Origin of the sequence: Salinactinospora qingdaonensis (assembly GCF_039539445.1) — a bacterium.
Classification (GTDB): Bacteria; Actinomycetota; Actinomycetes; order Streptosporangiales; family Streptosporangiaceae; genus Salinactinospora; species Salinactinospora qingdaonensis.
Window position 1 is genome coordinate 1 of record NZ_BAABDD010000003.1, and the last position, 18,710, is coordinate 18,710.

The 18,710-nt window shown below is 67.8% G+C and carries 21 protein-coding genes, 1 tRNA gene and 1 pseudogene; 12 read left to right on the forward strand and 11 right to left on the reverse strand.

The genetic code is table 11. From position 1 onward, the window contains the following. From ABD848_RS03855 to ABD848_RS03870, 4 genes and pseudogenes are all read left to right on the forward strand, one after another. A pseudogene (locus tag ABD848_RS03855) lies at window positions 1–896 on the forward strand (hypothetical protein); the annotation flags it as partial. Then, window positions 896–2,614 carry a replication initiator gene (locus tag ABD848_RS03860; protein WP_344967369.1) on the forward strand — a complete coding sequence of 573 codons (1,719 nt, stop codon included), beginning with the start codon at window positions 896–898 and terminating at the stop codon, window positions 2,612–2,614. The pseudogene ABD848_RS03855 and the gene ABD848_RS03860, both read left to right, overlap by 1 nt. After that, window positions 2,611–2,847 (forward strand): helix-turn-helix domain-containing protein, encoded by a 237-nt coding sequence (locus ABD848_RS03865; protein WP_425567426.1) that lies wholly within the window; start codon window positions 2,611–2,613, stop codon window positions 2,845–2,847. Before ABD848_RS03860 ends, ABD848_RS03865 begins: the two co-directional genes overlap by 4 nt. Before the next feature lie 27 nt (window positions 2,848–2,874). Continuing rightward, window positions 2,875–4,062: a tyrosine-type recombinase/integrase gene (locus ABD848_RS03870; RefSeq protein ID WP_344967371.1), complete on the forward strand. Its 1,188-nt coding sequence runs from the start codon at window positions 2,875–2,877 to the stop codon at window positions 4,060–4,062. Window positions 4,063–4,155: 93 nt separating this feature from the next. Here the strand turns inward: ABD848_RS03870 and ABD848_RS03875 are convergent. The 3 genes from ABD848_RS03875 to cysS form a co-directional block, all read right to left on the reverse strand. Further along, window positions 4,156–4,228: transfer RNA gene (locus ABD848_RS03875), tRNA-Thr, on the reverse strand. A gap of 41 nt (window positions 4,229–4,269) precedes the next feature. Then, window positions 4,270–5,241 carry a 23S rRNA (guanosine(2251)-2'-O)-methyltransferase RlmB gene (rlmB, locus tag ABD848_RS03880; protein ID WP_344967373.1) on the reverse strand — a complete coding sequence of 324 codons (972 nt, stop codon included), beginning with the start codon at window positions 5,239–5,241 and terminating at the stop codon, window positions 4,270–4,272. Between the two features lie 166 nt (window positions 5,242–5,407). Then, complete coding sequence (gene cysS / locus ABD848_RS03885; protein ID WP_344967375.1) at window positions 5,408–6,811, reverse strand: cysteine--tRNA ligase; 1,404 nt, start codon at window positions 6,809–6,811, stop codon at window positions 5,408–5,410. Window positions 6,812–7,215: 404 nt separating this feature from the next. Here cysS and ABD848_RS03890 point away from each other — a divergent pair, with 404 nt between their 5' ends. After that, window positions 7,216–8,454, forward strand: coding sequence for a DUF2637 domain-containing protein (locus ABD848_RS03890; RefSeq protein WP_344967377.1), 1,239 nt, complete (start codon window positions 7,216–7,218; stop codon window positions 8,452–8,454). Window positions 8,455–8,484: 30 nt separating this feature from the next. Here the strand turns inward: ABD848_RS03890 and ispF are convergent, their stop codons facing one another. The 3 genes from ispF to phoU all read right to left on the reverse strand — a co-directional run bounded on the left by ispF (window position 8,485) and on the right by phoU (window position 10,357). After that, a complete protein-coding gene (ispF, locus tag ABD848_RS03895; RefSeq protein ID WP_344967947.1) occupies window positions 8,485–8,961 on the reverse strand; it encodes a 2-C-methyl-D-erythritol 2,4-cyclodiphosphate synthase in 477 nt (158 codons plus the stop codon). A 21-nt stretch (window positions 8,962–8,982) separates the two neighbouring features. After that, window positions 8,983–9,465 carry a CarD family transcriptional regulator gene (locus tag ABD848_RS03900; protein ID WP_344967379.1) on the reverse strand — a complete coding sequence of 161 codons (483 nt, stop codon included), beginning with the start codon at window positions 9,463–9,465 and terminating at the stop codon, window positions 8,983–8,985. 229 nt (window positions 9,466–9,694) lie between these two features. Next, a complete protein-coding gene (gene phoU, locus ABD848_RS03905; protein WP_344967381.1) occupies window positions 9,695–10,357 on the reverse strand; it encodes a phosphate signaling complex protein PhoU in 663 nt (220 codons plus the stop codon). A gap of 158 nt (window positions 10,358–10,515) precedes the next feature. Between phoU and ABD848_RS03910 the strand changes: the two genes are divergently transcribed. Together ABD848_RS03910 and ABD848_RS03915 are read left to right on the forward strand one after the other, a co-directional pair. Beyond that, entirely contained in the window at window positions 10,516–11,670 is a 1,155-nt protein-coding gene (locus ABD848_RS03910) for a sensor histidine kinase (RefSeq protein ID WP_425567440.1), read from the forward strand. Beyond that, window positions 11,667–12,356 (forward strand): response regulator transcription factor, encoded by a 690-nt coding sequence (locus ABD848_RS03915; RefSeq protein ID WP_344967385.1) that lies wholly within the window; start codon window positions 11,667–11,669, stop codon window positions 12,354–12,356. The genes ABD848_RS03910 and ABD848_RS03915 overlap by 4 nt, the downstream gene beginning before the upstream one ends. Before the next feature lie 143 nt (window positions 12,357–12,499). On the opposite strand, the gene ABD848_RS03920 is transcribed toward ABD848_RS03915, so the two are convergent. The 5 genes from ABD848_RS03920 to ABD848_RS03940 all read right to left on the reverse strand — a co-directional run bounded on the left by ABD848_RS03920 (window position 12,500) and on the right by ABD848_RS03940 (window position 16,946). Then, the gene (locus ABD848_RS03920) at window positions 12,500–13,246 is read right to left on the reverse strand and encodes a phosphoglyceromutase (RefSeq protein ID WP_344967387.1); all 747 of its coding nucleotides are present in this window, start codon (window positions 13,244–13,246) and stop codon (window positions 12,500–12,502) included. 107 nt (window positions 13,247–13,353) lie between these two features. Then, the gene (locus ABD848_RS03925; RefSeq protein WP_344967389.1) at window positions 13,354–13,866 is read right to left on the reverse strand and encodes a type III secretion system chaperone family protein; all 513 of its coding nucleotides are present in this window, start codon (window positions 13,864–13,866) and stop codon (window positions 13,354–13,356) included. A 64-nt stretch (window positions 13,867–13,930) separates the two neighbouring features. Next, complete coding sequence (mshA, locus tag ABD848_RS03930; protein WP_425567441.1) at window positions 13,931–15,247, reverse strand: D-inositol-3-phosphate glycosyltransferase; 1,317 nt, start codon at window positions 15,245–15,247, stop codon at window positions 13,931–13,933. 150 nt (window positions 15,248–15,397) lie between these two features. After that, window positions 15,398–16,399 (reverse strand): alpha/beta hydrolase, encoded by a 1,002-nt coding sequence (locus ABD848_RS03935; RefSeq protein WP_344967391.1) that lies wholly within the window; start codon window positions 16,397–16,399, stop codon window positions 15,398–15,400. A 31-nt stretch (window positions 16,400–16,430) separates the two neighbouring features. Then, window positions 16,431–16,946, reverse strand: a complete 516-nt coding sequence (locus tag ABD848_RS03940; protein WP_344967393.1) for an O-acetyl-ADP-ribose deacetylase — start codon at window positions 16,944–16,946, stop codon at window positions 16,431–16,433. Between the two features lie 30 nt (window positions 16,947–16,976). Here ABD848_RS03940 and ABD848_RS03945 point away from each other — a divergent pair, with 30 nt between their 5' ends. The 5 genes from ABD848_RS03945 to ABD848_RS03965 all read left to right on the forward strand — a co-directional run bounded on the left by ABD848_RS03945 (window position 16,977) and on the right by ABD848_RS03965 (window position 18,710). Then, window positions 16,977–17,147 carry a hypothetical protein gene (locus ABD848_RS03945; RefSeq protein ID WP_344967394.1) on the forward strand — a complete coding sequence of 57 codons (171 nt, stop codon included), beginning with the start codon at window positions 16,977–16,979 and terminating at the stop codon, window positions 17,145–17,147. A gap of 233 nt (window positions 17,148–17,380) precedes the next feature. Further along, on the forward strand, window positions 17,381–17,662 hold the full coding sequence (locus tag ABD848_RS03950) for a TIM-barrel domain-containing protein (protein ID WP_425567442.1): 282 nt from the start codon (window positions 17,381–17,383) through the stop codon (window positions 17,660–17,662). Continuing rightward, window positions 17,640–17,867, forward strand: a complete 228-nt coding sequence (locus ABD848_RS03955; RefSeq protein WP_344967951.1) for a TIM-barrel domain-containing protein — start codon at window positions 17,640–17,642, stop codon at window positions 17,865–17,867. Before ABD848_RS03950 ends, ABD848_RS03955 begins: the two co-directional genes overlap by 23 nt. Before the next feature lie 18 nt (window positions 17,868–17,885). Continuing rightward, complete coding sequence (locus ABD848_RS03960) at window positions 17,886–18,131, forward strand: hypothetical protein (protein ID WP_344967398.1); 246 nt, start codon at window positions 17,886–17,888, stop codon at window positions 18,129–18,131. Window positions 18,132–18,344: 213 nt separating this feature from the next. Beyond that, window positions 18,345–18,710, forward strand: coding sequence for a BlaI/MecI/CopY family transcriptional regulator (locus tag ABD848_RS03965; protein ID WP_344967400.1), 366 nt, complete (start codon window positions 18,345–18,347; stop codon window positions 18,708–18,710).

Here is an 18,710-nt window from a genome sequence, read left to right on the forward strand (position 1 = left end):
ACGTGCTGACCATCGGGGTGACCGGATCGGGCAAGGGCTCGGTGATCTGGTCGGCCATCCGCGCCATGCTGCCCGCCCTCAGCACGGGCACAGCGCAGGTGTGGGCCATCGACCCCAAACGCATGGAGCTGTCCTATGGACGGCCGCTGTTCGCGGCCTATGCCGACACGGGCGAAACCGCGTTGGAGCTGCTGGAAGCGGCGGTGGCCACGATGCACGAGCGGGCCGCGCGCTACGCCGGCACCAAGCGGGGCCACACCCCCAGCGTCGATGACCCCTTCATCGTGGTCGTGGTCGATGAGGTCGCCTTCCTGACCGCCTACCACCCCGACCGCGACGTGCGCCGCCGCGCCGAAAACGCCCTGGCCACCCTCACTTCACAGGGCCGGTCGGTCGGCCTGGCCGTGCTGGCAGCCTTGCAAGACCCGCGCAAGGAGGTGTTGAACCTGCGCAACCTGTTCCCCGACAAGATCGCCCTGCGCCTCGATGAAGCCAGCCAGGTCGACATGGTCTTGGGCGAGGGCGCACGCGAGCGGGGCGCCAACGCCCACCTGATCGATCCCGACCTTCCCGGGGTGGCCTTCGTGCGACTGGAGGGCTCGCCCGCCCCGGTGCGGGTCCGGGCGGCCTACGTCTCCGATGACGACATCGACCACATGACAGCCACCCACACCTCGACCACCCCGGCCACCGACTCGGCCAGTTCGGCCGACTCAGCCGGTTCGGCCGCATCGGATGGTTCGGCCACCGATTCGGCCACCTCGGGGCACACAGTGCCGTTGACCACCCTGGCCGGGTCCGGGGATGGGGCCACTGTGGCCAGTGGCATGGCGGCCTCGGCGGGTTCGGCCCCGTCGGGTGATGCGGCGGGCTCGGATGCGGAGGTGGGGCACTAATGCCGACTCCGACGGGGAAGTCCACGCGGGTCGAGCGGATGGCCCAACCCCTGGCGCGCGAGGTGGCCGAACAGGTCGCCGCCGACACAGGGGTGTGCATCCGGCCCGTCTCGCTGCGGCGCACCAACCTCGACACCGGCACCTCGGAGATCGTCGACGTGCCCTGCGGCGCCACCCTGGAATCGCGCTGTCCCGCCTGTGCCAAGCGCAAGCGCTCGATTCGGCGCACACAGTGCGAAGAGGGCTGGCACCTGGCCCAAGAACCGACCATCGCCCCGAACGAACCGCGTGGACAGCAGCGGGCCTGGGTCGAACAACGCGCCCAGATCACCGCTGAACGCGACCATTTGGCGGCCTCCGGCGACCTCGATCCCGGCCACCTGGCTGAGGTGGATGGGGCCATCGCCGAGCTGGACAGCCAGATCGCGGCCTCCGGGCTGCGGGGCTCGCTCACCCCCTCCTCCTCGACGGCGGGGGGTTCGCGGCGGGTGCGCTCCACCAAACGGCGCCAAGACGCCCCCGAGCTGCCCAAGCGGCCCAGCAACCGGCGCACCCTCGGGCGCACCTTCCACGACCCGGCCACCGGCACGACGTTTCGGCCCTCGCTGTTCGTCACGCTCACGTGTGACTCCTACGGCCGGGTCAAAAGCGACGGCACCCCGGTCGACCCGGGCAGCTATGACTACCGGCGCACCGCCCGCGATGCGCTGCACTTCTCCAAGCTCATCGACCGCTTCGTGCAAAACCTTAGGCGGGTGGCCGGCTTCGACGTGCAGTACTTCGCCACCGTCGAACCCCAACGCCGTTTGGCGCCCCATGTGCACATAGCCATCAGGGGCACCCTGCCCCGGGCGGAACTGCGCCAGATCGCCGCAGCCACCTACCACCAAGTGTGGTGGCCCACCGCCGACACGGTGAAGTACGAGGGCGAGCACCTACCGGTCTTCGACGAAGCAACCGGACACTATGTCGACCCCTCGACGGGGGAAGTGCTGCCCACCTGGGATGAGGCCCTCGACGCCCTGGATGCCGACCCCAACGCCCAACCCATGCACGTGTGCCGCTTCGGCCGCCAGGTCGACGCCAAAGGCGTGGTGGCCGGATCGGCGGATGCCGACCGGTGTGTGCGCTACCTGGCCAAATACCTCACCAAAGACGTCGCCGACTGCCACACCGTCGACACCGACGCCCAACAACGCCACGTGGACCGCCTCGTGGAAGCCCTGCGCTTCGAACCCTGCGCACCCACGTGTGCGAACTGGCTGCGCTACGGCATCCAACCAGCCACCCCCAAAGCCGGCATGCGCCCCGGGTTCTGCCGCTCCAAAGCCCACAAACGCCAACACCTCGGCTATGCCGGACGCCGGGTCCTGGTCTCACGCAAATGGTCCAACAAAACCCTGGCCGACCACCGCGCCGACCGACTGGCCTGGGTGCTGGACCAACTCGGCGTCAACCCCAACGAAGAGCCTGACGACTCCAACACGGGCTCGGCGCCGTCCCCGGCGTCCTCCGGGGCCTCGGGCGGTGCTGCGGTGCCGCTGCACATGGCCGGCAACCGCCAGGTGTGGGAACTCGCCCGCCCCACCGATCCCGACGTCCCTCCCCGCGAACACCGCCTCTTACGCGCCGTGGGCGACACCCTCAACCGACGCGCACAGCTCGACGCCGCGCGACAAAGCAGAAACAGCGAACTTTCGGCAACGGGGGCCACGTGACCACACCCACCACAACCGGCGTCGGTGACGAGGGCTCGACCAGCGCCGTCACCCGACCACACAAAGCGCCCTCCCTGTGGTCGGTCAAGGACACCGCCGCGTTCCTCGGCGTACCCGCCAAAACGCTTTACCAGTGGCGCTACCTGGAGGTGGGGCCTCCCTCGCATCGCATCGGCCGACACCTGCGCTATGACCCTGCGGAAGTCCGTGCCTGGGTCCTGCGACAGCCCTGACCACTCCCCCGACGGAAGGAAACCACAATGGCGCGGGCCTGGGTCTACGACCGAACGCAGGACAAGCAGTACCGCGAAGCGGTCGCCAAAGCCAAGCAAGCCAAACGCACACCCCCGGCGCGCTGGCTCGTCCGCTACTACGATCCCGCCGGCCGGATGAAGAGCGGGGGCACGTTCAAGAAGAAACCGCAAGCCGAGAAGCGCCAAGCCGAGATCGAAAACCAGTTGGCTGACGGCTCCTACCGTGATCCCGCGCTCAGCAAGGTGTCGGTAGGCGTGATCGCGGAAGCCTGGTGGAGCGCCAAAACCGACCTGGAACAGGGGTCACGGGACCTCTACCGCGACCACCTGGACAACTACGTTCTCCCCCGCTGGGGAACCACTCCGGTTTCGGCAGTGCGGTACCAGGACGTCGTTGACTGGGTGCTCGCACTCCAGGCTGACCCTCGGAAAGGCAAGGGGGACGACCCGATCAGCCCCGCCACGATCCGGGGGGTTCACCTGGTGCTGCTCTCGGTCATGGAATGGGCGGTGAAGAGCGAGTACATCGGCAGGAACCCGGCGAGGGGCGTACCCCTTCCGAAGCTACCCCCTCGTGACCACGTCTACCTCTCCCATGTGGAGGCGGAACGGCTGGCGCTCGCCTCGGGACCTCACGGGACGGTGATTCGCTTCCTGGCCTACACGGGGCTGCGCTGGTCGGAAGTCTCGGCCCTGACAGTGGGGCGGCTGGACCTCGAAACCCGCCGTGCCCACATCGACCGGGCGTACAAGGACAACAAGGGGAAGCTGACGCTGGGACGCCCCAAGAAGGGGGAAGTGCGTTCCGTGCCCGTTCCGGCCTTCCTCGTCGGGGAACTCGCGGACCTGGTCGATGGCCGCTCCTGCGAGGACCTGGTGTTCACCGCTGCCCGGGGCGGGCCGATCTGGCTACGGAACTGGCGCCCCCGGGTCTTCAACAAGGCCGTGACGAACGCTGGGCTGACTGGACGCGGGCTCACACCCCACAAGCTCCGGCACACGGCGGCGTCACTGGCGATCGCCGCCGGGGCGGACGTCTACGTGGTCCAAACGATGCTGGGGCACCGCAAACCCAGTATCACGCTCGACACCTACGGCCACCTGTGGCCGGATCGTCTTGACGAGGTGGCCGACGCCCTGGGCGCCAAGCGCTCCGAGCACCTGGCCCAACTCCAACGGCGCGACGCCGCCTGACGCGGTGTGCAATGAATGTGCAACGGCCATCCGGAAGCGCTCCGGGTGGCCGTTGCGCTTGGTGGTCTGACCTGCGAGGAAAAGGAGGAAGAGAGCCGGCGAGGGGATTTGAACCCCTAACCTGCCGCTTACAAGGCGGCTGCTCTGCCGATTGAGCTACGCCGGCCGATGCCGTAACACCAGTTACGAATCCTACCGGTTCCGCGGCTACTCCAGTGCCGAACGGCGACGGATCACTTCATAGAGGGCGACGCCGGCGGCGACGGAGGCGTTGAGGGACTCGGCGCCGGTGATCGGGATGCCGGCCACAGCGTCACAAGTCTCACGCACCAGACGCGACAGCCCTTTGCCCTCCGAACCGATCACCAGGACCAACGGGCCGGTGGCCAGGTCCAACTCCGCCAATGCCGTGTCGCCACCGGCATCCAACCCGGCAACGAACAGGCCGGCCTTCTTGTAGGCGCGAAGCGCCCGCGTCAGGTTGGTGGCCTGGGCGACCGGAAGGCGGGCGAGCGTACCGGCCGAGGTCTTCCACGCCGCCGCTGTAACGCCTGCGGCCCGGCGCTCGGGGATCAGCAGACCGTGCGCGCCGAAGGCCGCGGCGGAGCGGGCGACCGCCCCCAAATTGTGCGGATCGGTGACGCTGTCGAGCGCCACGAGCAACGGCGGGCTCTCGGCTGCGGTGGCGATGTCGAGCAGTTCGGTGTCGCTCTTGTAGCTGTAGGGCAGCACCTGGAGCGCGATGCCTTGGTGAGCGGCGCCGGGTTGGCCGTTGCTGTCGCAACGGCGGTCCAGCTCGGCGCGGCTGACCTCGGAGATGTCGAGGTCAGCCGCGCCGGCCAGCTTGGCGGCCTCGGTGATGCGCTCGTCGGCGTCGAGGCTGTTGACGATGAACAACCGCCGTGCGGGCATGCCGGCACGCAGGGCCTCGACCACGGGGTTGCGCCCCACGAGGAGCTCCTGCCCGCCAGAGCCGGGCCCACTGCGCGAGCCGCCGGCGCCACGGCCGGCGGAAGCCGGGTGCTGCTGGGGTGACCGGTTGGCCGCGCGCGAGCGCTGCTTGGCCTCGTACCAGTGGCGTTGTTCCTTGGGAAGCGTCGTCTTCTTCCCTTGGAGCGCGCGCTTGCCCTTGCCGCCCGTGCCCTTCGTGGGGCCCTTCTTGCTGTTCTTCGAGGGCATGGGAATCGTCCTCCCGTTACGTAGGCCATCCGCGCCTGTGGCGGCGCGATGTCTCGCGGCCCGGTCCACCCGGTGGGTGCCCTTCCCGCGCGCCCGCCGCCACGTGCAGACGGTCGGGCGGAAGCCACTGCCGCGTCCCCCTTGTGGTGAGGCGTGGCTCCTTGTTCTAGTTACGCCTGAGTTCCCATCGCGGCCCGTGCGGCGTGTCCTCGACCACGATCCCGGCCTGGGTGAGTTGGTCGCGGATCGCGTCGGCGGCAGCGTAGTCCTTGCGGGCCCGCGCCGCTTGACGCTGCTCTAGCGCGACCGAGACCAAAGCGTCGACCACCTCGCGTAGCCCGGTCTCGCGGCTGTCGACCCACGGGTGGGCGAGCGGGTCGAGCCCAAGAACCCCCAGCATCGCGCGCACGTTCGCGGCGCACCGGGCGGCCTGCTCCTTGGCGCCCTCGGTGAGGGCGGCGTTGCCTTCGCGTACCTGGCCGTGCAGCGTGGCCAGCCCTTGGGAAACGTTGAGGTCGTCGTTGAGCGCCGCGGCGAACTCCGTCGGTACCTGGGCGGCCGGGGCCACCGTGCCGGCGATCTCGACGGCACGGGTGAGGAAGCCCTCGACACGTTGGAAGGCCGACGCAGCCTCCTGGAGCGCCTCCTCTGAGAAGTCGATGACCGAGCGGTACTGCGCCTGGGCGAGGTAGTAGCGCAGCTCCACAGGGCGCACTCTGCGGACAAGGTCGGGGATGAGCAGCGAATTTCCCAGCGACTTGCTCATCTTCTCGCCGCTCATCGTGAGCATGCCGTTGTGCAGCCAGTAGCGGGCGAACCCGTCGCCCGCGGCGTTGGACTGGGCCAACTCGTTCTCGTGGTGCGGGAACAGGAGGTCGACCCCGCCGCCGTGGATGTCGAAGGTGGGGCCGAGGTACTTGGTGGACATGGCCGAGCACTCCAGGTGCCATCCCGGCCGCCCCCGCCCCCAGGGAGTGTCCCAACTCGGCTCACCCGGCCGCGCGCCCTTCCACAGCGCGAAGTCGCGGGGGTCGCGCTTGGCCCGTTCGTCGTCGGTGTCGCCGGCGCCGCGCATCTGGTCGACACGCTGATTGGACAGTTCGCCGTAACGGGGAAAAGAAAGGACGTCGAAGTAGACGTCGCCGGAGCCGTCGCCGGCCGGATAGGCGTGGCCCTTGTCGATGAGCCGGCCCATGAGTTCGATCATCTCCGGGATGTGGCCCGTGGCGCGCGGCTCCACCGAGGGCGGCAGGCAGCCGAGCACATCGTAGGCCCAGGTGAACGCGCGCTGGTTACGTTCGCTGACCGCCCACCACTCGACGCCCTCATCGCTGGCGATGTTGAGGATTTTGTCGTCGATGTCGGTGACGTTGCGGCAGAAGGTGACCTCGTAGCCCAGGTAAGTAAGCCACCGCCGCAGGATGTCGAAATTCACTCCGGAGCGGATGTGGCCGATGTGGGGCGCCGCCTGTACCGTGGCACCACACAGGTACAGCGAGACGCGCCCCTCGCGCAGAGGGGCGAAGTCGCGGACGCTGCGGGCGCGGGTGTCATAGAAGCGGAGACTCACGGCCCCAAGGGTAGCTGTTCTGTGGCCCGCGCTGGATCGGTGACGCCAAAACCACCCTTCGCACAAGGCGGGGTGACCGGCCAGGAGCCGGCTACGGCCGAGAAGCAGCGGGTTTACCGCCGCTGTTGCCTTTCGTGGAGCATTTCTTACTGCCGGAGCCACGTGAGGCAGGCGGGCGAGAGACCGGCAGCACCTAAAACGGATGGCCGTATCAGAGCATCCAACTGGGAAAAATGGGTGTGCTTTTGGCCACGTTCCGGCGCATCGTCACGGCATTAACCAGGAAAATCGGTCACGATGTTCGGTTATGCTCGCCCCCGGTAGAGATGTTCATCCGACATTATACCTAATTTCGGACAGAACCTCGTGTTCGTCACCTTTGTTGGGTTACCCTGCTACCCACGATGGGCCGTCATCCTTCCTCCGAATCCACCGGCGCCCGCCCCACCCCCCGCAACGGTGGTGTCCAGCGTCGGCGCACCATCGCGCTGACGGGTCTGGGCGTGCTGGTGATCGCCGCCTGCGCTGTCGTGCTCTCCTACACCGGCATCTACCAGATCGCGATCACCGGTGGTATCACCCCTGGACTGGCCCACCTCTACCCGGCTGTGTTCACACTGCTGCTGGTCTTCACCTTCGCGGCGACGTATCTGCTGCGCGACGCGCCCCGCCGCCGGCGCACCTGGATCGACGCGCTGGTCCTGGGGCTGATCAGCATCGCCGCGCTGGCCAGCGCGATGGGGTCGATGGACTACGAACTGGCCGGGCCCGTCGCCGCGGTCCTCGTGGCCGTAGCTCCATGGGGGGCGCTGCTCATCGCCTTCCGCTGTTGGATGTGGATCGTCGTCCACCTCCGGGAGGACCGCCGCTCCTCGGGCAAATCCCGACGGCGCCCCACCCGGCGGCAGCCGCAGCAGCCGGCGCGACGGCCACCCCCGGCTCGCCCGACACCTGCGCCTGAACGGACCCCCGCCCCGCCGGCTGAGGTCGACTGGGACCCCAACCCCGCCGAGGCCCCGCCACTCTTCCCCGAGCCCGAAACCGGGAGCGAGGACGCCGGAGACGATCTCGCCGCGACGGAGCCCATGGCTACGGCCGCCGGCGAGGCGGGCGCCGACCGCCACCCGCCCGAAGCCCCATCGGAGGGGGCGGAAGGGCCGGAACTGCCCAAGCGCAGGCGTGACGAAGGCGGCGGCCAGATCAAGCGGGCGGCAGCGGTTCCCTCCTCTCCCCTGGTGAGCAAGACCGACCACGAGGCGGACCACGCCGGGCACGGCGACGACCCGGCCGACACCGCAGCGCCGGAGGCCCCGGGCGAGACCGGAGAACGCGCGGAGGCCGCGGACTCGGCCGACGATGACAGCGGCACGGCCACGGGGAGCACCGCTCCAGCCGACAGTGAGGCCGAAGAGAGTGCCGAAGAGAGTGAAGAGGGCGAACCGGCGCGAGAAGCCGATCCGCATACGGCCGAAGCGGCACAGGCGACGGGAACGGCACATTCCTCGGCTGCGCCGCGCATGCGCAAACGCCCGATGATGCGCAAGCCGCGCCGCCGAAACGGCTCGGAGGTGACCGTCGAGCCGCCGCCCTCGGCCGACGTGCGTAGCGGCCCTACCCCACCTGACGGGGAGGAACCGGAGTAAGTCGTCACCGGTGGCGGCGCGGGCCCGTGGTCACTCGGGAAGCGTGGGCATGCACAACGCCGTGGCTACCGCGGCGATCCCCTCACCTCTGCCGGTGAGCCCCAGACCGTCGGTCGTGGTGGCTGAAACCGTCACCGGCGCTCCCACGGCCTCCGAGAGGACCTTCTCGGCCGTGTCACGCCGTGGCGCGAATTTCGGACGGTTACCGATGACCTGGATGGCGATGTTGCCGATCTCGTATCCCGCGGCGCGGACCAGACGGGCGGCGGCGGTGAGCAGTTCGACTCCGGAGGCACCGTCCCATTCGGGTGCGGACGTGCCGAACTGGCCCCCCAGATCACCCAAGCCACAGGCTGAAAACAGGGCGTCACAGGCTGCGTGTGCGGCGACGTCGCCGTCGGAGTGACCGCTGACACCATCCTCGCCCGGCCATTCCAAACCGGCAAGAAAAAGGGGACGCCCAGACGTAAATGGGTGGACGTCGGTTCCGACGCCCACCCGTGGCATGGCATGCATAATGGAATTCTGTTAGTCCGTGAGAACTTCGTCGAGAAGTGCCTCGGCTTTGTCCTCGTTGGTCTTTTCTGCGAGGGCGAGTTCACTAACCAATATTTGACGAGCTTTAGCGAGCATTCGCTTTTCCCCGGCAGAAAGACCGCGCTCTTTATCGCGACGCCACAGATCGCGCACGACTTCGGCGACTTTGTTGACATCGCCCGAAGCGAGCTTCTCCAGATTTGCCTTGTACCGCCGCGACCAGTTGGTGGGCTCCTCGGTGTGCGGCGCACGCAGCACCTCGAAGACACGGTCCAGGCCGTCTTGACCGACCACGTCACGGACGCCGACTTCCTGGGCGTTGTCAGCCGGCACCCGAACCGTGAGATCGCCCTTGTCGACCTTCAGAACGAGGTAGGTCTTTTCCTTACCCTTAATGATGCGAGTCTCGATTGACTCAATACGAGCAGCCCCATGATGGGGGTAGACAACGGTGTCGCCGACCTTGAAAGTCATGTGGCAAGTACCCCTTCCGCTAACTCCAGGGTACCACGAATCCACGACTTAACGTACCTATTCGGTTTACGAAGGCGCAGGTCAACACAGCAATTCGGGTCTTGACAAAGCCGCGGAGAAGTGTTCCATAGGCTGAGACAGTGGTTTCAGGTGGGTGCGTGGGGGGCACGCCGGCCGGAAACCTCCCCCAGACGCGGCGTTGGAGCGGAAGCGCTCCCCGTAGATCTCGTTAGATCTCGCGGTCGAAATCGTCGGGCTTCTCGCCCGTGACCATATACACCAGGTGATTGGCCACGTGGACAGCGTGGTCCCCGAAGCGCTCGTAGAACCGACCGGCCAGCGTGATGTCGATGGTGGACTCGACGCTGTGCTGCCAATCAGGGTCGAGAATACGGGTGAGCATGCGCCGGTGCAGCTCATCCATTTTGTCGTCGTCTTGCTCAAGTTGCAGCGCGAGGTCGACGTCGCGCTTGCTCAGGACCTCCCCTGCCTTGGCCACCAACACATCGGCTTGTTGACCCATGTCGGTGACGATGGTTCTCAGTTCAGGGGGGATGGCCGATTCGGGATGGCGCCGCCGCGCGGTCTTGGCGAGGTGGACCGCGAGGTCGCCCATCCGTTCCAGATCACCGGACATGTGCAGCGCAGTGATGATCATTCGCAGATCTTGCGCGACTGGCTGCTGGCGGGCCATCAGATCGAAGGCAACACGCTCGATCTCCTCATCGATGTCGTTGAGCGCGTCGTCCTCGGAGATCACCTCTTGGGCGGCGTTGAGATCGGCCTCAAGCAGCGCCGTGGTGGCACGCTCCATCGCGTGCCGCGCAAAGCGGGCCATCTCGATGAGCCGTTCACCGAGGGCATCGAGGTCCTCATGATAGGTATCGCGCATGAGCAGATCGTCCCAATTCGTCGTTGTTTCAAAGCTGAATGGCCCCGCAAGGAACAGTTAACTTTCAGCGAACCTCAGTTGCAAGAAGCCATCGATGGGGTAATGGAGCACATTACCCACCTACGATCGATAGTGTGCAAGGTGAACTGCTGGCCGCGATCGCGGGGATCGTCGGACTCGTCACTGGTGTGGCGGCCGGTCTGGCGTTTCGTATAAGCGAGGCGAGCCGTGGTCGTACCCGCACACCCGTCCCACAACCCGAACTCCCGCCGGGAGTGGCTGAAGTCCTCTCCGCGTTGCCGTCCTCGGCGGTCGTCCTCGACTCGGCCGACCGTGTCCTACGCGCGAGTTCGGCCGCACGTGCCTTCGGGATCGTTCGGGGCGACGAGCTGGTCATCAGTGATCTACTCGCCCTGGCTCGCCAGGTACGCCGCGACGGCGTCATCCGTGAGACCGAAATCGAGGTAGCTGTCCGCAAGTTCGGACCGGATGTCACGTCGTTCGCGGTGCGTGTCGCGCCGCTGGGCGGCACGGGACTGGTGCTGGTACTGGCCGAGGACCAAACCGAGCGACGCCGGGTCGAGGCTGTGCGCCGCGACTTCGTCGCTAATATCAGTCATGAACTCAAGACGCCGGTCGGGGCGCTGTCGCTGTTGGCGGAGACCACCGCCGACGCCAGCGACGACCCCGAGGCAGTGCGGCGCTTCACTGAGCGCATGCAGCAAGAAGCGTCGCGACTGACCAGCGTCATCCAGGACCTCATCACGCTGTCGCGGTTGCAAGGCGCCGAGCCCCTGGCCGAGCCTGAGGATGTCGACGTCGAGGCCGTCGTCGAGGATGCGATCGACGCCGTGGCCACGGCCGCCGACTCCAAGGAAATCGAATTGATGGCCAGTGGCACCGAAGGAGTGGTGGTTCCGGGCGACGAAGGGCTGCTCGTCACCGCCATGCGTAACCTCGTGGCCAACGCTGTGGCCTACAGCCCTGAGCGCACGCGCGTCTCGATCTCGGCTGAGGTCACTGAGAACACCGTGGACCTGCGGGTGGCCGACCAGGGCATCGGCATCCCCCAACAGGACCTGGAGCGAATCTTCGAGCGGTTCTACCGTGTGGATGCCGCTCGAAGCCGGGCCACCGGAGGCACTGGCCTCGGCCTGGCGATCGTCAAGCACATCATGACCCACCACCGTGGAGAAGTGAGTGTGTGGAGCAAGGAAGGCTCGGGGTCGACGTTTACGCTGCGACTGCCCCGGCCTGAGACACCGGAGCGTGCTCGCTCCGATGCGAACACCTATCGGGAGGCACCACAGTGACGCGCGTACTCGTCGTCGAGGACGAGGAATCCTATAGTGATGCCCTGTCGTACATGCTGCGCAAGGAGGGGTTCGAGGTCGCGGTGGCGCCGACCGGGACGGTGGCGCTGGAGACGTTTGACCGCACCGGAGCCGACCTTGTGCTGCTGGACCTGATGCTGCCCGGCCTGCCCGGAACAGAGGTCTGCCGGACCCTGCGGCAGAAGTCCAATGTGCCGGTCATCATGCTCACGGCCAAGGACAGCGAGATCGACAAGGTCGTGGGGTTGGAGTTGGGGGCCGACGATTACGTCACCAAGCCCTTCTCCTCGCGCGAGTTGGTGGCACGCATCCGCGCCGTGCTCCGGCGGCGGGGCGAGGATGAGACACTGCTGCCGACGACCCTGGAGGCGGGCCCGGTGCGGATGGACGTGGAACGCCACGTCGTGACGGTACGCGGGGAGAACGTGCAGCTTCCCCTGAAGGAATTCGAGCTGTTGGAGGTCCTGCTGCGCAACGCCGGGCGGGTCCTGACTCGGATGCAACTGATCGACCGCGTGTGGGGCGCCGACTACGTCGGCGACACCAAGACGCTGGATGTGCATGTGAAACGGTTGCGCGCCAAGATCGAGGGCGACCCTGGCAACCCTAACTTCATCGTCACGGTGCGCGGCCTGGGCTACAAGTTCGAGCCGCTGGCGGAGTAGTTTCTCCTCCCTTCCCCTCACGATGCGTCACGGACACGACCGCCGCGCGACCGCTTAAGGCGGCGCGATACGACGGTGGCCCGGGCCCTTAGGGGCTCCGGGCCACAGGTTTGCGGCCAACTGGTGGCCGGATGGAACGCGGCTTACTTCTTTCCCTGGTTCTTCACGGCTTCAATGGCTTCCTTGGCCGCCTCGGGATCGAGGTACTCGCCACCGGTCTTGCGGGGCGTGAAGTCGTCGTTGAGCTCGTAGACCAGCGGGATGCCCGTGGGAATGTTGAGCCCGGCGATGGTCTCGTCGTCGATACCGTCGAGGTGCTTGACGAGGGCACGTAGCGAGTTGCCGTGAGCGGCGACGAGCACGGTACGTCCGGCGGCGAGCTGGGGGACGATGGCGTCGTACCAGTAGGGCAGCATGCGCGTGACCACGTCGGCCAGGCACTCGGTGCGCGGCATCAGCTCCGGGGGGAGGTCGGCGTAACGACGGTCGCCCACCTGGGAGTACTGGTCGTCGTCGGCCAGCGGAGGCGGCGGGGTGTCGTAGGAGCGGCGCCAGATCATGAACTGCTCTTCGCCGAACTCCGCGCGGGTCTGCGCCTTGTTCTTGCCTTGGAGGGCGCCATAGTGGCGCTCATTGAGCCGCCAGGACCGACTGACCGGCAGCCAGTGCAGGTCGGCGGCGTCTTGGGCGATGTTCGCGGTGCGGATCGCGCGCTTGAGCACCGAGGTGTGAACGACGTCGGGTCGCAGGTCGGCGTCGAGCAGCAGCGAGCCGCCTCGACGGGCCTCTTCTTCACCCGTGGTCGAGAGGTCGACGTCCACCCATCCGGTGAACAATCCTTCAGCGTTCCAGACGCTTTCGCCGTGTCGCAGTAGAACCAGAGTCCCCATGGGGCCAGCCTAGCGAGTCGTCGGCAAGGGTCGCTCCGGGGGCCAGAGATTGGTCTAGGCCAATCTGGTCACATTCGTCTCCGCCGGTGTTCCGCAGTGGTCGCCTGCTATTCGGAGGCGGGCGCCTCCTCGACGAGGTGCCGGAATGCCTCCAGGTTGCGGGGCTGCTGGCCACGGTCGACGCGCCACTGCCACTCCTTGCGGATCGCAGAGGCGAACCCGCGCTCAAGGGCGCCGTTGAAGTTGTCGTCAGAGTAGGTGAGGACGCACCCCAGGAGCCGATCGACCTCCTCGGGCGTGATCCCGGCCAGCGCCACCCGCCCCACGATGTAGACGTCGCCGACATCGTCGCTGGCGAAGGCCATGCTGTACATCTCGTCGTTCTTGCGGGTGAGCCAGCGGTAGAACTCGGCGTGGTTCTCGTCGGGCTGACGGCAGAAGAACGTCTTGATCAACAGGCTGTGCAAACCGATGTTGAGCCACACCAGGGTCTTGAGCTTGCGTTGTCCGGGCATGGTCACCAGGAACGCTTCGGGGCGGGGACGCTCGAACTCCAACTCGGCCTCGCGTAGGGCCGTCTCGATGGCCTCGGCTACGTTGGCCTGTTGCGGTGTCAGCATGGGGCCTTCCTCTCTGGCGGGGCCACGGTCGTGGTCGGGGAGGACGGTTGTTTCCCGCGCGGGCCTACTGGCTGGCCGCCAAGGGGAGGGGCCGGCGCCCCAGGGCCGCCCGATAGACGTCGAGCAGGCCGTCCACAGTGGTCGACCAGCTCAGGCTGGCCGCGTGACGCACACCGGCCTCGCCCATCCTGGCGCGCCGCTCCGGATCGGTGATCACACGGTAGAGCACCCGGGCATAGTCGCGCGGGTCGTGGCCGTCGATGAGGACACCGGAGACCCCGTCGCGCACGGCCGTGGGCAGCCCGCCCACCCGGGCGGCGACCACGGGGGTGGCGCAGGCCTGGGACTCCACGGCCACCAGGCCGAAGGACTCCGAGTAGGAAGGCACGACTGTGGCGGTGGCGGCGCGATAGAACCACGCGAGCTCGGAGCGCGAGCGCGGCGGCTCCAACCGGACTACGTCGGCGATGCCCAGCGAACGCGCCAACTCGGTCAGCTCGCCGGGCTCGCCCATCCCCGCGCCCGACATACCGCCCACGATAGCCACGACGAGGCGTTGGCGCAGGCCAGGGGCGCGCTGGAGCAGGTGGGCCACCGAACGCAGCAGCACATCGGGGGCTTTGAGCCGCTGTACCCGCCCGACGAACAGCAACAGTTCGGCGTCGGAGGGCAGCCCAAGGTGGTGTAGCGCCTCGGTACGCGAGCCCGGGGTGAACAGCTCCAGGTCCACACCGGGGGGGACGGTGGTGACCTTGCCGGGGTCGGCGTCGTAGTAGCGGATCAGCTCGGCGGCCTCGCCGGCGGTGTTGGCGACGAGGCGATCAGCGGAGCGCACCAGGTGCTCCTCGCCGCGCACGCGGGCCTCAGGCTCGGGGGTGTCGCCGGTGGCCAGGGACATGTTCTTGACCCGAGCCAGGGTGTGCATGGTCTGCACGAACGGGACTCCCCAGCGGTGGGCGGCGGCCATGCCGGCGCGGCCCGACAGCCAGTAGTGACCGTGCACGAGGTCGTAGTGGCCCGGATCGTTGGAAGCCTCAGCGCGCAGCACCCCGAAGATGAAGGGGCACAGGTAGCGGGCGAGGGCGTGTTTGTCGAGGTCGCCGAAGGGGCCGGCGGGGATGTGGCGGACGGTGACGCCAGGGGCCATCTCGACCTCGGGCGGCTGCTCGGGGCGGGTGGCACGGGTGAACACGTCCACGGCGATACCGCGTTTGGCTAGTCGCCTGGCGACCTCGACGATATAGACGTTCATCCCGCCGGCGTCGCCAGTGCCCGGCTGGTCGAGGGGTGAGGTGTGCAGGCTGATGGTGGCGACGCGGCGAGGTGCCGCCGGCGCGCGGTCGATGCCCGATGGCCCACCGATCCAGCCCAGATTGTGCAGCGTCACTGCTTCGGTCCGTCCCTCCGTCGTCCATCGGCACGCGGTGACGACATGCCACATCGGTCAACACGCACCTACAGGCGCGGTGTTCCAATGATGGCCGCTGCGTGGCCACGCACACGGCAGCGGGGGCGGCTAACGCCGGTCGGTTCAGCCGGGTTCGGGGGCCAGGACGGGGGTGGACCAGCCCGCTGTCAGGAAACTCACTGCCTGAGAGTAGGTCTTCTCCCAGGTTTCGAAGTCGTGCCCGCCGTGGGGAAAGGCGGTTTGGACGGTCATGTGGCGCTCACGCAGCATCGCGGCGAACCGTTCGGCCTCACCGTGGATGCTGCCCTCCTGGAGGGGGGTGTGGTCTTCGGTGCCTTCAGCGAGGAAGAATCGGATGTCGTGGGCTTTGGGGGTGTCGAGCAGTTGGTCGGGGGCGTGGGAGTCGGTGTCGTCGCCGAAGGTGCCGCTGGGGTCGTCGACCTTGAAGTAGCCGCCCCAACTCGCCGCTTGGGAGTACAGGCGCGGGTGGCGCAGTGCCAGGGCCGCGGCGCCGTAGCCGCCCATGGAGTAGCCGCCGATGGCGCGCAGGTTGCGGGGGCGCTGGTACGTGCCTTCCACGGCGTCGATGGCGGCGTCGGTGACGAAGGTCTCGATGGCGAAGTCGCCGTCGGCGGCGTCGCCCCACTCCGTGTCACTGCCGCCGACCTCCTGTCCGAAGGGGGCGGCGATGACGAACTCCACTCCAGCGCGGCACATCTGTTCGTCCATGCGGGCGCCGACGTCGGCGTTTTTGAGGGTGCGGTGGGTAGTGGTGGAGCCGTGCAGCAGGTAGAGCACGGGGATGTCGGCGCTGTCGGCGCCGGGCGGGCGGTGCACCCAAATGGGGCGCCCTCGTTCGGGGGCGCCCTTGTCGGGAATCCAGAGGACGTCGTCGCTGCCTGATTCGTCGCACACGTCGACCTCGCCGGGGCGTGGCTGTACCGCGGGTTCGAGGGTGTGCCGGGGCTGGGATCGCTGCTCGTTCTCAGCAGCTGGGCGTGCGCTCGCCACGCTGGCGTCGGTGCCGGGGACCCCGTTGTCTACGGTGGCGGCCATTCCTGCCGTTGCGACGAGCAGTGACGAGGCCGCCAGAACCGTGGTTCGGCGGGACAGAGTGGTGAACACGTCAAGATCCTAAAGGTCAGTGCAGGTGCGCTTATCCGTGTTCGGTGACCGCGCGCGCGAAGGCGGCATGGGTAGGCCCGTCGAAAAGGACGAACCGGACTTCACTTAGCGTAATCGACGATTCCTGCACAGCCTGTACAGCGACACGAGCGGCATCGGACAGGGGCCAGCCGTATGCTCCGGCCGACACGGCGGGGAAGGCGATGGTTTCGGCGGCGAGTTCGGCGGCGAGGCGCAATGACTCACGGTAACAAGAGGCGAGCAGCGGCGAGCGCTCCTCGCCAGCGCTGTAGACCGGACCGACCGTGTGGATAACCCAGCTCGCGGGCAGTCGCCCCGCGGTCGTGGCGACCGCCTGTCCTGTGGGGAGACCGTCGCGTAGAGAAGAAGCGCGCAGGGCGCGGCACTCTCGCAGGATGTCGGGACCACCTTTGCGGTGGATGGCACCGTCGACCCCGCCCCCGCCCAGCAGGGAGGAGTTGGCGGCGTTGACGACAGCGTCGACGTGCTGCTCGGTGATGTCGCCCTGGACCAGTCGGATCTGCATACCAAGCAGCGTAGCCAGCCGGGGAGCAGCGTGGCGGCCGTCCACAGCGGAAAGGAGAGCCGCTGGAGCGCCGACGCCGGGAACGGGGATAACGGCGGCATAACGGATGTTGCGGGGGTCACCCAGGAGACCGTCACCGGCCAGGAGACGCCGGAGACCGCCATGCGCCACGCGCAGCAGCAGGCTTCGGGAGGTAACTGATGACAACCGCGAACATGTCCCGTCTTCGTCCCGGCATCGCCGGGCCGCGCGGCCGGCCAGCCGTTCACCGCTACCTGGACCGACAAGGGCGCGGACTTCCCGATGCCGGTGGCCTTCTACGATCCCACCGACCCGCGGGCGCGCGCGTTCGTCTGAGACCGGGGGCGCGAGTGTGGTGGCTGTGACGGCTGGACGGTTGTGAACCGGAGATCCGCCCGGCCGACACCCGCACGCTGGCCTTTCGCGCCGGCCCCGGTTCGGAGGTAGCCAATGTCTCCCCTCGCGAGAACGCGCGGACCTCCGTTGAGGGGATGCGCGATACCGGCGAGGAGGAGGTCGTGCTGTTGTGCCGCTCGGCGTGGGCGGGCTCGCAACGCTATGGGGCGGCGGTGTGGTCGGGTGATGTCGATGTCACCTGGCGCAGCCTCGCCCAGCAGGTCAGGGCGGGCCTGAACATGGCGATGTCGGCGGATTCCGTGGTGGACGACCGACATCGGTGGCTTCCACGGCGGTGACCCCGACGGCGAGGAGTACCGCGAGCTTGTGGCGCGGTGGTTCCAGTACGCAGTTTTCTGCCCGCTGCTGCGGCTGCCCGGTTTCCGAGAGCCTCGGATCAAGCTGGGCGCCTCGCAGACCGGCGGCCCCAACGAGGTGTGGTCCTACGGGCAACGCGCCTACGAGTCGCTGACGGCGGCGCTGCGGCTGCGGGAACGGCTGTAGCCCTATCTGGACGGGGTGATGGACGAGGCGTCCCGCAGCGGGCTGGCGCCGATGCGTCCGCTGTTCGTGGCTCACCCCCACGATCCGCTCGCCTGGGAGGTCGAGGATCAGTTCCTCTTGGGAGCCGATGTGCTGGTCGCTCCCGTCCTGTCGGCCGGCTGCCGAAGCCGTGCGGTCTACCTACCGGCGGGCCGCACCTGGGGGGAGGCGGGCACCGGCGCTCGGCATGCCGACGGCGCGTGGGTGCAGGCCCCACTCCGATAGAGCGCATCCCGGTCTTTGTCGCCGCCGACGCCTGCGCCGAAGCAACGGTGCCGCTGGAGGCGTGAGACGCGGCAAGCGGGGCGGGAGCGGCGATCGGGGGCTGCCCCGCTCTTGTCGTATGGCGCAGGACGGGGCGGCCAGGGTGTGCGGAGAGAGGAGTGTAACCCTCGGGTAGCTACAAGGTGTAGTACTACGGGGAGTAGACTGAACAGCATGAACCGGCTGGGCGATCTTGAACGCGCGGTGATGGATGTACTCTGGGAGCGGATCGAGCCGTTGACGGTCCGCGAGGTGGGGCGCGCGTTGGCCGACCGCGATCTCGCGCATACAACCGTCATGACGGTACTCGACCGGCTCGCCAAGAAAGGCGTCGTGATCCGCACCCGCGAGGGTCGCGCGTGGCGTTACGCCCCGGCCGCCAGCCGGGAAAGCTACGTGTCTGAGCTGATGTTTGAGGCGCTGGGCCAGACAGGTGATCGGGACGCCGCTCTGGCGGCCTTTGTCCGTTCGATGAGCGGGCCCGAGGCCGAAGCGCTTCGTCGCGCGCTCGCGGAAACCGACCAGCCGCCGAGGACGTAA